The sequence below is a fragment of the bacterium genome (assembly GCA_016699995.1).
GTDB lineage: Bacteria > Patescibacteriota > Doudnabacteria > UBA920 > UBA920 > UBA920.
The window spans coordinates 929,197-943,189 of record CP064996.1 but is presented as its reverse complement, the minus strand read 5'-3'; the positions used below and the strand labels follow the sequence as shown (position 1 = coordinate 943,189).

8 protein-coding genes are annotated in these 13,993 nt (G+C 44.1%); 4 read left to right on the top strand and 4 right to left on the bottom strand.

Features of this window, described 5'->3' with window-relative positions; translation table 11 throughout:
* Positions 1 to 425: 425 nt before the first annotated feature.
* On the bottom strand, positions 426 to 4,298 hold the full coding sequence (gene rpoC, locus IPM19_05025; protein QQS22944.1) for a DNA-directed RNA polymerase subunit beta': 3,873 nt from the start codon (positions 4,296 to 4,298) through the stop codon (positions 426 to 428).
* A gap of 3 nt (positions 4,299 to 4,301) precedes the next feature.
* Positions 4,302 to 7,712: a DNA-directed RNA polymerase subunit beta gene (locus tag IPM19_05020; protein QQS23428.1), complete on the bottom strand. Its 3,411-nt coding sequence runs from the start codon at positions 7,710 to 7,712 to the stop codon at positions 4,302 to 4,304.
* A 532-nt stretch (positions 7,713 to 8,244) separates the two neighbouring features.
* Here IPM19_05020 and ruvA point away from each other — a divergent pair.
* Positions 8,245 to 8,808: a Holliday junction branch migration protein RuvA gene (gene ruvA / locus IPM19_05015; protein QQS22943.1), complete on the top strand. Its 564-nt coding sequence runs from the start codon at positions 8,245 to 8,247 to the stop codon at positions 8,806 to 8,808.
* Positions 8,809 to 8,868: 60 nt separating this feature from the next.
* A complete protein-coding gene (locus IPM19_05010) occupies positions 8,869 to 9,903 on the top strand; it encodes a peptidoglycan bridge formation glycyltransferase FemA/FemB family protein (GenBank protein ID QQS22942.1) in 1,035 nt (344 codons plus the stop codon).
* Between the two features lie 58 nt (positions 9,904 to 9,961).
* Here IPM19_05010 and IPM19_05005 read toward each other — a convergent pair whose 3' ends face one another.
* Positions 9,962 to 11,710: an ABC transporter ATP-binding protein gene (locus tag IPM19_05005; protein QQS22941.1), complete on the bottom strand. Its 1,749-nt coding sequence runs from the start codon at positions 11,708 to 11,710 to the stop codon at positions 9,962 to 9,964.
* A 78-nt stretch (positions 11,711 to 11,788) separates the two neighbouring features.
* Here IPM19_05005 and IPM19_05000 point away from each other — a divergent pair, with 78 nt between their 5' ends.
* Entirely contained in the window at positions 11,789 to 13,096 is a 1,308-nt protein-coding gene (locus tag IPM19_05000; GenBank protein QQS22940.1) for a UDP-N-acetylmuramoyl-L-alanyl-D-glutamate--2,6-diaminopimelate ligase, read from the top strand.
* Positions 13,096 to 13,482, top strand: a complete 387-nt coding sequence (locus IPM19_04995) for a hypothetical protein (GenBank protein ID QQS22939.1) — start codon at positions 13,096 to 13,098, stop codon at positions 13,480 to 13,482. Before IPM19_05000 ends, IPM19_04995 begins: the two co-directional genes overlap by 1 nt.
* A gap of 73 nt (positions 13,483 to 13,555) precedes the next feature.
* On the opposite strand, the gene IPM19_04990 is transcribed toward IPM19_04995, so the two are convergent.
* Entirely contained in the window at positions 13,556 to 13,942 is a 387-nt protein-coding gene (locus IPM19_04990; GenBank protein QQS22938.1) for a hypothetical protein, read from the bottom strand.
* Positions 13,943 to 13,993 lie beyond the last annotated feature (51 nt).

Genomic DNA, 13,993 nt, shown 5'->3' with positions numbered 1-13,993 from the left:
GGGCTAACAAAGAAAATTGTATAGTCGGAGTTAGTATTTTCCGCAAGACGGCTAGCAATTGCCTGCATACTTGTTAGAGACGCGGCCTGAGCCTTTCCTGGCATTACAGACTGCAAACAACAACTAATAAAGCCACCAAAATAATTTTGCAGCGGTTAGACTGGAGTATAACACCGTATTTGATTGGTTTTTGTTTCATGAATTTTGCTGGAATTTGCAAAACGAACTAAATTATTATAGCAGATATCGAATTTTGTAAGCAGATATTTCAGTAACGTTTGTAAACTTAGTAAAAAAGAAAAGAGTATTAATTTGCGAGACCATCAGTACTAGCCGCCAGCCCGAGGCTTCGGGCGTGGGCGGCGTAGTACTTTTCTGATCGAACTAATAATACTTCTTTTCTTTTATTTATTCAGATTACCTAATTATATAGGCAATTCTGCGGTTTTCTGATTTTCTTTGGCAATATCCGGGTTAAATCCGGTACCGGCTGGAATCAGTTTACCAATGATAACATTTTCCTTAAGACCCTTTAAGTAGTCAGTTTTACCTGTAACAGCGGCTTCGATAAGAACACGGGTTGTTTCTTGGAAAGAAGCGGCAGCTAAGAAGCTTTCTGTGGATAACGAAATCTTGGTAATACCCATCAACAACTGTTCAGCTTCTACTAAGGAACGGCCATCTTTTTCTAGCTGCTCATTAATTTCCTGCAAGCGGGATTTGTCGATTACATCCCCCATTACAAGATCGGTATCGCTGTTATTAGTCACCCGCATCTTACTGAACATCTGGCGAACAATTACTTCGATGTGCTTATCGTGAATTTGCTGACCCTGGGAGCCGTAAATATCCTGTACTTCCTTTACTATATATTTCTGAGCGGCTTCAGTGCCCTGAAGTTCCAAAATCTTGTTTGGACTCAAGTTACCTTCGGTCATAGGCTGGCCGGCATATACCAAATCTCCATCTTTAACAGTCAAAGTGAACCCGGAAGGGACAACATATTCGACTACATCATCACTTTCGTGAATCAATCGAATAGAGCCGTCGGAAATCTTGATCATGCCGTTAACAGGCGCTTTAGTAAGCTCGCCTTTATCGGTAGTAAACAAGCTGTCTCCAGCCGTCACGCTGCTGCCGTCTTTAATATGAACTTCTGCTCCGGCTGGAATGATAATAGTATCGCTCTGAGCGTCTTTGCCTTCTACACGGATAACATTTTCACGGCTGGAAGTTTGGGTAATAGAAACTTTGCCTGCAATTTCGGCAATAGTAGCCATACCTTTTGGTTCGCGAGCTTCGAATAATTCTTCTACACGAGGCAAACCTTGGGTAATATCGCTTACAGACGCGGATCCACCGGTGTGGAAGGTACGCATTGTCAGCTGTGTGCCTGGTTCGCCAATCGCCTGGGCAGCCACAATACCTGCAGCAGCACCCAATTCCACCATTCGGTTAAATCCGAGGTCGAAACCATAGCATTGTCGGCAAACGCCGCGAACCAGCTTACATTTTAATACACCGCGGCACTTTACTTCTTGGATATCGGTAGCGCCGATTGCAACCGCCTGCTGTTCGTCTACGCCCTGATTCTTCTTCACTATAACGTTACCTTCGGCATCCTTTACATCTTCTGCAACTACGCGCCCGAACAGACGCTTTTCCAAGCTTTGATTCATGGCTTCGCTTTCCGCGCGGGTAATAAGTTCGAAGTCCTTAGTACCGCAATCTTCGGCGTTAATAACAACATCCTGAGCCACGTCAACTAAACGGCGAGTCAAGTAACCAGCGTCCGCAGTACGTAGCGCGGTGTCACTCATACCCTTACGTGAACCGTGAGTAGAGATGAAGTATTCCAAAATGTCGATACCTTCTTTAAATGAACCGCGAATCGGAAGCTCGATAGTACGGCCGCCAGGGTTTACCACCAATCCCTTTAGACCGGACATCTGGGTAATCTGTGAGAACGAACCACGGGCACCGGAGGATACAAAGTAGTTCACGCTGGAATGAGGTTGTACCGTACCGACCACGTCTTTAGCAATCTTAGACGATGCATCGCCCCAAATTTCTACTACGCGGCCATAGCGTTCGTCTTCGGTTAACAAACCTTCTAAATACTGTTCCTGAGTAGACTGTACTTCTTTGTCTGCCAAAGCCAGCAAGTCGTACTTAGTACCAGGCACCGTAAGGTCATCCATGCCCCAAGAAATGCCGGACTGCTTCATGTAAGTAAAACCGGTACGCTTAATTTCGTCGATCAGTTCAGCTGTTTGATCCAAACCGAAAGCACGGTAGGATTCGCGGACCAAAGCCTGCAAACCCTTTTTGTCGAAGGCTTCATTTCGATAACCGAATTCTTTTGGCATGATCTTGTTAAAGATAATGCGGCCCACGCAAGTTTCTACAATTTCACCATCTTCCAAGCGAAGCTTGATCTTGGCCTGAATGTGAATATGCTTGTTGTTGTAAGCCATAATCGCTTCATCGCGGTTGGCAAACACTTTGCCCTCGCCTTTTAACCCTTCGCGGATAGTGGTGATATAGAAACAGCCTACTACTACGTCCTGTGCCGGAGTCATTACAGCATCTCCGGATGCAGGCTTAAGCAAGTTGTGACTGGATACCATGATTTCGCGGGCTTCCTGCTGGGCAGCTTCTGTTAACGGAACGTGAACAGCCATCTGGTCACCGTCGAAGTCGGCGTTAAACGCAGCACATACCATTGGGTGAAGCTGGATAGCCTTACCTTCGATAAGTACAGGCTGAAACGCCTGGAAACCAAGCCTGTGAAGGGTCGGAGCGCGGTTAAGCAAGACATAGTGATCCTTGCTCACCTCTTCGAGAATATCCCATACTTCGGTACGGCCTTGTTCGATTAAACGGTTAGCGCTACGAACGTTATGAGCATATTCGCGGGAAATCAATTTAGAAATAACGAATGGTTTAAATAGTTCCAAAGCCATAGCTTTTGGCAAACCACACTGATGCAGCTTAAGAGTTGGACCAACTACGATTACAGAACGACCAGAGTAGTCTACGCGCTTACCAAGCAAGTTCTGACGGAAACGTCCCTGCTTACCCTTAAGCATGTCTGCCAAAGAACGCAACTTGCGCTTTTGACCGGTAGAAGCAGTAACTTCTTTACCATGGCGGACAGAGTTGTCGATAAGAGCATCAACCGCTTCTTGCAACATGCGCTTTTCGTTACGGGTGATTACTTCCGGAGACTTGATTTCCAAAAGCTTCTTCAAACGGTTATTACGGTTGATTACGCGGCGATACAAATCGTTTAAATCGGAAGTCGCAAAACGGCCGCCATCCAACTGAACCATTGGGCGCAAATCTGGCGGAATAACTGGAAGATGCTGAATAAGCATCCACTCTGGGCGAACGCCGGAGCGAACTAAAGATTTAATCAGCTTTAAGCGGCGGGTCAGCTTCTTAGCGTTCTGCCCTTCGGCAGTCTTTAGTTGGCCTTCTAATTCGACAGACAATTCTTCTAGGTTAACTTCTTCCAATAAGCCCTGTAAAGCTTCGGCACCAATGCCGGCCGTAAATACCTGACCATACTTTAACGAAAGGTCGCGGTATGCAAGCTCAGAAATAATCTGCATCTTCTTAATGCCTTTAAGTTCGCTGCGAGCCTGATCGCGGATTGCTTCCAAGTTCTGGATTTCCTTTTCCCACATATCCTTAATGGCAGTAGTTTCGGCATCAATCTTTGCAGCCTTAACATCATCATCGCCTTTAATGTCTTTGCCTAATTCGGTCTTGGTTTTAGCGAGCAAAGTTTCGTAGCGGGTTTCAATTTCCTTCTTCTTGCCTTTAAATTCATTTTCAATCTGCTCTAAAGTAGCTGCGCGGGCTTCTTCGTCCACGCTGGTAATAATGTAAGCGGCAAAGTAAACCAGGCGCTCAAGTTCCTGAACACCTAAATCAAGCACCAACCCCAAGCGGGATGGCACGCTGCGCAAAAACCAGATATGAGCTACCGGTACTGCCAAAGAAATATGGCCCATGCGTTCGCGGCGAACGCTGGATTTGGTAACCTCCACGCCGCACTTGTCGCAAACAATATTTTTGTAGCGGATGCGCTTATACTTCCCACAATAACACTCCCAGTCGCGGATCGGTCCGAAGATTTTTTCGTCGAACAAACCTTCTTTTTCCGGACGCTGAGTGCGGTAGTTAATGGTTTCCGGCTTGGTTACTTCGCCGTGAGACCATTGCAAAATTGTCTCTGGACTGGCCAGTTTAATTTTGACGCCTTTAAATTCTTCTGTCTGTGTAAACATAGATTATTCCTTTTTCTTCTTCGACTTGGCAGGCTTCGCCGGCTCGTCAAATAATGAAGGACCGCTCTGTGCGACCGTCACAGGGGTTTCGCCATTGGCTTCTGCAGCTTCTCCGCCTTCTACATCCGGTTCGGCAGTAGCGCTCATCATGTCGCCGCTTTCGCCGAGAAGCTCTACGTCTAAGCCTAAGCTTTGTAATTCTTTAACTAATACGCGGAACGATTCCGGTACATTTGGCTTTTTAATCGGTTCACCTTTTACAATCGATTCGTAAGTCTTGCTGCGTCCGACAACGTCATCTGATTTGATGGTCAACATTTCCTGCAAGGTATGGGCAGCGCCGTAACCTTCGAGCGCCCACACTTCCATTTCACCGAAACGCTGTCCACCCATCTGAGCCTTACCACCAAGCGGCTGCTGGGTAATTAAGGAGTATGGTCCGGTAGAGCGCGCGTGCATCTTGTCGTCAACCAAGTGATGAAGCTTTAACATGTACTTCATACCAACGGTCACAGGCTCATCAAACTGATCACCGGTCTTACCGTCGAACAAAGTTACTTTACCGGTTCGAGACACGCCGGCTTTTTCTAATTCATCTTTAATCTGCTCTTCTGTTAAACCGTCCAATACTGGAGTAGCCACTTTATAACCGAGCTTGTGAGCTGCGAAACCTAAGTGAGTTTCGAGCACCTGACCCAGGTTCATACGGGATACAATACCAAGCGGATTCAAAATGATATCTACAGAAGTACCGTCTGCCATGTAAGGCATATCCTCTACCGGGATGATGCGGGAAATAACACCTTTGTTACCGTGACGTCCAGCCATCTTATCCCCTACCTGAATCTTGCGAAGCACTGCGATAGAAACTTGAATGGAGCGGATCACACCGCTTTGCAGTTTGTCGCCGTTATCGCGGGAGAATTCTCGAATGTTTACCACTTTACCGTATTCGCCATGAGGAAGGGTAAGAGAAGTATCTTTTACATCGCGGGACTTTTCACCGAAGATTACGCGTAGTAATTTTTCTTCAGCTGTTAAGTCTGTTTCGCCTTTTGGAGTGATCTTACCAACTAAGATATCGCCAGCTTTTACCTGAGCACCGACGCGAATAACGCCTTCGTCGTCTAAGTTCTTTAGCTTTTCATCTCCAACATTTGGAATGTCGCGGGTAACTAACTCCGGCCCCAGCTTGGTATCGCGTACATCGATCTTAAAGTCTTCGATGTGAACTGAGGTGTAGTAATCATCCTGAACTAATCGGCTGGACAATAGAATAGCGTCTTCATAGTTGCCGCCTTCCCAGGACATAAACGCAACCAGTACGTTTTGCCCAAGGGCCAATTCGCCGTGCTGAGTAGAAGTACCGTCTGCCAGTACATCGCCGGCTTTTACTTTTTGGCCTTTGTCTACACGCGCAATTTGGTTTAAGGAAGTACCGCTGTTAGTGCGAACGTATTTTAATAAAGTATATTCGTAGTTTTTGCCGGAATCGCCTTTCATGGCAATTTTCCCGCCGCCAACGCTAGTAACAGTTCCAGCTTCTTCGGCCAAAATTACCTGACCAGAATCGCGGGCTGCTTTTGCTTCCATACCAGTCCCCACAATCGGAGAACGAGGTACGATACAAGACACAGCCTGACGTTGCATGTTCGAACCCATAAGGGCACGGTTAGCATCGTCATGTTCCAAGAAAGGAATTAGAGAAGTAGTTACAGAAATAATTTGTTTTGGAGAAATATCAATACAGTCAACCTGTTCGACGTCAGCAATGGTCGGCACGCCGCGTACACGTACTGACGCGCGCTCTTCGGTAAAGAACCCTTCTTCGTCCGTAGCTAAGTTAGCCGTACCGATAGTAAGCTTCTCTTCTTCGTATGCATCCATAAAGGCGGTGTCTTTGGTAAGGCGGCTCTTCACCTGAACACGGTCCAAGTCTTCAATCTTTTGCAATTTCTTCGCGTCTGCGTCGGTCATCTTAGTGCCTGCGCTAACAACTACAGAGCCGCTTGCGTCTTTGACATCATAAAGAGCAATTTCGCCTACTGCGTCTTTGCCGTCATTCTTTGCAAAACGTTTGACCAATTGATAAGGGGTTTCTATAAACCCAAAATCATTAATGCGGGCGTAAGTTGCCAAGTGAGCTACCAAACCGATGTTTGGACCTTCGGGAGTTGTGATCGGACACAAACGACCATAGTGAGAACGGTGTACGTCGCGAACTTCGAAGCCTGCGCGTTCGCGTGATAGGCCACCAGGACCCATCGCAGACAAGCGGCGCTTGTGTTCGAGTTCTGCCAAAGGATTGGTCTGGTCCATAAACTGAGATAGCTGAGATGAAGAGAAAAACTCTTGAGTACTAGCCACAATAGGACGAACGTGAATTAATTGCGCAGGAGTAACTGTTTCCAAGTCAGCTAAAGACATACGGTCCTTGCTAATGCGGGCCATGCGCGCCAAGCCGACGCGATAGCGGGTCTGAATAAGCTCACCAACCGCGCGAATGCGGCGGTTTGCCAAGTGATCGATATCATCTGCAGGAGCACCTGTATTATTGAGTTTGATAATCTCTTTCACTACTGCAACCATATCTTCCAAATCCAAAATGCGGCCGTCATGATCTTCTGGGAATTCTAAACGCTGATTGAATTTATAACGACCGACTTCAGATAAGTCATATCGGTCAAAGTTAAAGAACATCGCGTCAATTAACGAACGCGCGTTATCTACGGTTGCCAGATCGCCCGGACGAATACGCTTGTACACTTCTTTATAACCTTCGTCGGCATTAGAAGAAGCGTCTTTATCCAAAGTGTTCTGAATATATTTAATTTCCGGATTGGTATCTACATCTTTAAAGGCTTCGATAATTTGTTCGTTAGTCTTCAGACCAAAAATACGAAGCAATGCAGTTACCGGAATGCGTCGCTTGCGATCGATCTTTACGCCGATCACTCCGGCAGCGTCGGTATCGAGCTCCAACCACGCGCCGCGGTTAGGGACGATCTTTGCGCCGTATAAATCTTTGCCTTTTAAGTATTCGGTTGTGAAGAATACGCCAGGAGATTTGATCAACTGAGAAACTACAACGCGTTCTACGCCATTGATAACTAAAGTTCCGCGAGGAGTCATCAATGGAAAATCACCAAAATAAACATCTTGGGTTTTGGTCTTGCCGGTAACCTTGTTAACCAGCTTAGCGCTTACATACAAAGGCGCTTCGTAAGTTGTATTTCTTTCACGTGCAGTGATTTCGTCGTACTTTGGCTTATCAAAGTAGTAATCGCCGAAGTACAATTCAAGATTCTTGCCGGTAAAATCGTGAATCGGGTTGATCTCCGCCAATAATTCTTTGAGGCCGTGTTCAAAGAACCATTTGTAGGAATTCAACTGAACCTCAATGAGGTTCGGCATTTTGACAGCGTCGTGGCGCTTGCTGAAGAACTTGCGAGGATTCGCAGTTTGACCAGGCACAACTACGCTACCAATAGGCTTTGGAGCTGTTTTTACAGCGCCTTTTGGCTTGCTTGCGGTAGGCATCTAGAGTGTGTCTTCCTTACCTGTCTCTATATAGTAAATATAGGAAGAAAACAGGCTATTTTAATAATGAGGTTTTAAAAAAGATCTTAGCCTATTTGGACTACAAATGCGCAGCCAACAAAAAAAGACTAAAATAAGCGGGTTTTTGTTTTAAAACGTGAAGATATATAAAAGAAACAGGTTCCGCCAATAGTCTTGAAAAAGGTAAAATATAGTTTTTGAGAAAAAAAAGACCCCCATTCTTGCCGAACGCAAAAAAGGGCTTTCAAATTTGCCTTAATTTCCTATGATTTTGTTCACATATTGATTATAACTGTCAAGAAAATCTTGTCAAGTTTTTTTAAGGTTTTTATAGAGATTTTCTCAAAATTATAGAATTTTCCGCCCGTGATATACTTTATATAGTATGATCGCCTACCTTTCTGGGAAAATCCTCCAAAAAACCACCCAATATATCATCCTCCAACTAGAGGGTGGTGTTGGGTATAAGCTATTTGTCACGCCTGAGGTTTTAGAACGACCCCTTGGGAGCCAAGTCGAGCTATACGTGCACCATAAAAGCAGTGATGATGGCCAAACTTTGTTTGGAATGCCCGATTTTGAGGGGTTACTGTTCTTTGAATTGCTTATCACTGTAACCGGCGTCGGTCCCAAAATGGCTTTGACTATTATTTCCAGTTCGAAAATAGATATTTTACAGCAGGCTATTATTAATGGAGATAGCGATATTTTTACGCGCATGTCCGGGGTAGGTAAAAAAACCGCCGAGAGAATTATTTTAGAGCTTAAGACTAAAATAACAGGCGGTATTTTGGAAAGTAGTTCCGGAGGCAGCAGCGACCTGTTCGACGCTTTAATTTCTTTAGGCTATAATCCGCGCGAAGTCCGAGAGGCAGTAACAAAGGTGGATAGCACTTTGGACACGGCAACTCAAATTAAGGAAGCTTTGAAATTAATCTCCAAAACGTAATCGTTACAAAACTGATGCGTTAGCGTTTAAATTAGTAAGTAGCTCATCTAAGTTCTATATATGAATGTAGTTCGATTGTCAGACCAAGAAAAACAAGCGTACGATCAATTTGTAGCCGTCTCCAGCGACGGTTCTTTTTTGCAGAGCTGGGACTGGGGCAACTTCCAAACTCTCTCTCAAAAAACTGCAGTGCGATACGCCGTGTATGAAAATAAAAAGATAATTGCAACAGCACAGTTACTAAAAAATAAAGTCCCTCACTTGCCCGGATACTATTTGTATTCGGCCTACGGTCCGGTTATCGCGGACGCAGAGGTAAAATACTCCGAAGAAATTATTGAACAGTTGATTAATCAAATTAAAATAGATTTTCCTGATTGCTGGTTCATAAGATTAGAGTCTAAGACAGATTTAAATTACGAAAAGCATGCTGCAAAAACTATTCGCATTCAGCCTGGCAAAACTTTAGTTACCGACTTAACACAGTCGCCAGACGATTTACAAGAAGGCATGCACAACAAGACTCGCTATAACATTAAAGTTGCGGCCAAACATAATATCCGAGTTGAACCGGAAGTGAGCGTTTCGCCTCAGCACGGCTTTCATATCGCAGAGTTCATAGAATTACTTACCAACACTAGCGGACGTCAAAAATTTAAAGGACATGAGGAAGAGTACTATAAAACCCTGATCGATTTCTTTGTGTTGCATTATAAAGGCCATGACAATAAATGGGGCTGCAAGGTATCTTTATACAAAGCCCTGTACGAAAAACGTTTAGTGGCAGCAGCGATTATGATCGACCACGGCAATACCCGCACTTATTTATTTGGTGGGAGCAGTGACTCCGACAAAAACCTAATGGCACCATATGCAATTCACTGGCAAGCTATGATGGATGCTAAAAACAATGGCTTAAAGCGGTATGACTGGTGGGGCATCGAAACATCCAGCGGCAAAACTCCTGGTTTCGTGAAGTTTAAATTACGATGGGGCGGATCCGAAGTCAGCTATCCCCCGGTTATAGATGTAGTGCTAAATAAAGCCTGGTACCTAGTATACAAGCTGCTTAGAAAAATAAATCGCTTATTCTAAAATTTCTATAAGCCGACAATAAAACAGCGCATAGTGCGCTGTTTTATTTTGATTGCAACTAATTAAAGCCTCCTGCTTGAATATTCCACAGTTTTTGGTACTTGCCCTGCTTAGCTTTAAGCAACTCCTCATGCTTGCCTTCTTCGCTGACCCTGCCTTTCTCTATTACAACTATTCTATCCATGGACATAATTGTAGAAAGCCTGTGAGCTATGACAATTGTAGTCTTGCCCTTCATCAACACTTTTAATGCATCTTGGATTAAGATTTCTGATTCGGAATCCAGCGAACTGGTGGCTTCATCCAAAACCAGGATAGGGGCATTTTTTAAAATTGCCCGAGCAATAGCGACGCGCTGGCGTTCTCCCCCGGACAGCTTGACCCCCCGTTCTCCGACTAAAGTCTCGTAGCCATCGGCCAGTTTTGATATGAATTCGTGGCAATGAGCCGCTTTAGCGGCTGCAATGACTTCCTTTTCTGTGGCACGGGAATTACCATAGCGGATATTTTCTAGTAAGGACCTGTGAAATAAAATTGGGTCTTGTGGCACCAATGATATTTGTTTTCGTAAAGATTCCTGGGTAACCAAAGCAGAATCTTGACCGTCAATCAGTATTTGACCCTTAGTTACATCATAAAAACGCATCAATAATTTTACTATAGTTGTTTTCCCTCCCCCAGATGGGCCCACCAGAGCCACCTTCTCTCCGGCCAGGATAGACAGTTCAAAATTGTTTAAGACTTTAACCCCTTCCTTGTATTCAAATCCGACGTTTTTGAATTGGATGGCTCCGGATTTTACCTTTAGTTTCTTGGCGTCAGAATTATCAATCACTTCATGTTCGGTGAGTAATACATCTGTCATCTCATTGGCATCTGCGGTTGATTCATACAGATTTCGAATGTTCCTGCCGATGCCCCACATGTGGTGGAAGATTGTTAACAGATAACCCTGAAGTAGGGCAAAATCGCCGATAGTTAACTGGCCTTGCTGCCAAAGCCTTAGAGCAATAAGCAAAATCACAAATTCCAAAATACTCATCAACAAACCCTGAGCGCCTTCTATCACATTGCTAATAATCCTCGGTTTAAGCCTGTCGTAATAAAGTTTTTTAGTGATCTCCGTGAATTTCCTGTATTCATAATTTTCCGCAGTGAACAGCTTCAAATTCATGTTGTTGGTAACGGTATCTGCGATGTGCGCCGTGGTGGCGCTTTCCTGCTTCGAAGCTTCTAAGTCGAACTTTACTTTATAACGACTGACTTTATACATAATTACAAGGTAAACCACGATCCAAATCGCCATGATAATAGAAGCCACAGGGATCTTATAAGCTAAGATTACCAGCGTTGCTATTAAAACCACGAAGGTTTTGCCTATGCCATAAACTATCTCGTCCACCATGCGGACATAAGCTCTTTCGAAACGGGTTATTTTGGAAACCAGAGACCCGACAAAGCTATTTGCAAAAAATGCTATCGAATGATTGGTGGTGTATTTATATGCGTGATTCAGCAAAACAATGCGAATCTCATCAAAATACACGTCAACTATTGTGGTAATTACCCGCCAAGCAATAAAAGTACCGAGCCCCAAACCGAAGATATAATAAACATACCTCGTAGCCTCTGATATCGGAGCATTAGAGTCAGCTAACGAGTTAAATAAGCCCCGGTAAGCCAAGGGCTGTAATAAATCTACAGCAATTGCAACAAGCAAAAACAATATCAAACCAACACCTGGCCAAAAATATGGCTTAGTGGCTTTCCAATATATTGATAGTGTTTGTTTCGTGAGCTGTTTCATCTCCTATAATTATAACGAAATTTTCAAAAAAATTCGCTTTTGTATTCTTGTTTTAAGCAAGTTATAATTAGGAAAGATATGCTAAAAAATGTTAAAAACTTTATTCGCCCGTTAATTCCCAAATCACTGTTTAAAGCCTTGCAGCCTGTATATCATGGTTTGGCAGCTACAACTGCAGGATGGTATTACGGCAACCCAAGTTCTGAACTAAAGGTGATCGGTGTTACTGGAACCGCAGGAAAGTCCACCACGGTCATGATGCTGGCTCATATCCTGAACAAGACAGGCCACAAGACCGGTTACATCACTACGGTCGGAAATTTTGACGGTTCGACACCTATAGTAAATAAGCAGGGACTATCTATGCCGGCCGGGTCTTTGATCCAGAAAAATTTGCGCGACTATTTAGACAAAGGCTGTAAGTTTGCAGTTATAGAAGCGACAAGCGAAGGACTGGCGCAAAATCGCCATCACGGCATAAACTTTACCGGAGCTTTGTTTACCAACCTGTCCCCTGCTCATATAGATAGCCATGGCAGCTTCGAAAAATACCGGGCGGCTAAAGGAAAATTATTTGCTTCTGTAAACAAAAGCGGAGTCATTGGCGCAAACACTGACGATCCTAACTATCAGTACTTCTTAAACTTTAGTAGCTCTAAGAAATTCGGCACTTCTACCCGCGAAGATAAAATTGCGCAAACATCTGTGCCTGTACTGCGAGCGGAAAATATCATAGTATCGGAGACAGGCTTAGGATTTGAAGTTGAGATGAATAAATTTCATTTAAACCTTAAAGGTTCTTTTAATATCTCTAATGCCTTGTTAGCTATTGGCATGGCGCAGTTCTTTGGCGTAAGCCTGGCAGAATCCAGCCGCGCATTAGAATCTTTTGGCACTGTCCCGGGCAGAATGGAGACCATCCCTAACAATAAACAGTTTACGGTCATAGTTGATTACGCGCCAGAACCAAAACCACTCGAAGAATCGTTGCGGGCAGCTCAATTAATAGAGCATAATAAGCTGATTCATGTATTTGGCGCGACTGGAGGGCATCGGGACGTAGATAAGCGTTTTGAGTTTGGCAAGATCAGCGCGCAATTTGCCGATACGATTATTATCACCAACGACGACGTGTACGACAGCGATCCGCATGAAATTGCCCAGAATATTCAAGAAGGTATAAAAGAAGCCGGCCCAAATAAAAAAGTGCAGAAAGTCATGGTTGAATTAGACAGAAAAGCAGCGATAGAAAAAGCGGTTGCGGTTGCTAAGCCAGGTGATCTTATTCTAATCACCGGCAAAGGCAGTGAGCAGTTCTTGGTCCTCCCTGGGGATAAAAGAATTAGCTGGGACGATCGGCAAATAGTAAAGGAGCTGTTAAATTAATGACACTATATATTAATACGAGTGATTTTGATTCTGTAGAATTTATACTAATCGGGAAACAAGTAAAGTCTTTTAAAAAAACTTTGGCTTTTAATGAAAACTTCCGAACTCTGGAATTATTGGAAAAGTTTTTAAAAAATCATAAAGTGGGTTTGAAAAAGATAGAAAAAATAATCGTGTGTTCCGGACCAGGATCGTTCACTGGGATTCGCGTGGGTGTGGCCATGGCCAAAGCCTTAAGTTTTGCTCTGCAGGTTCCCTTAACTGCCATTCCTAAGGATAAACTGCCTGAGGAAATGGAAAACTTGCCCAATGTAAAGTTGCCGAAAAAACTCATCATCAATTATGGTAGAAAGCCAAATATCACCAAACCTAAAAGCCAATAGACAACATAAAAACCTCGTTCGATAGAACGAGGTTTTACGTTAACTACTTTGCTTGCTTTTTACGGAAGCGAACTCACCCACCTATAGCGCCGATCTCACTATGCTTTTCGATAAGGGCATCCGACCCTTTATTGCACAAATCCCCAAAGGAAACTACAGCTTTAACGCCAGAATAAATCGCGCCGATTATAAAACCAAGTGCCATGCAATACCAATACACAGTCTCTACGTACCATGCCAACCCAACACAGCTGGGAATCATCATTAACCAGATAAGGGGGGTGGTGAAGAATTGCTTAAAATCTTCCGACAGTAATGCGCAAACCGATCTTTGAAGCGAATGCGCCATTAAAAGAGCTGCCACAAAACCCAAGAACATTTGAGAAAGCGCCGCAGGGATACGGCCAATAACTTCGCCAAGGCATATGAACAATAAGCTTATCCATGTCAAAGTAGTCATATTGATTCCTCCGTGTCTTATTTCAAAATTAAACTAAGAATACCACAAAAG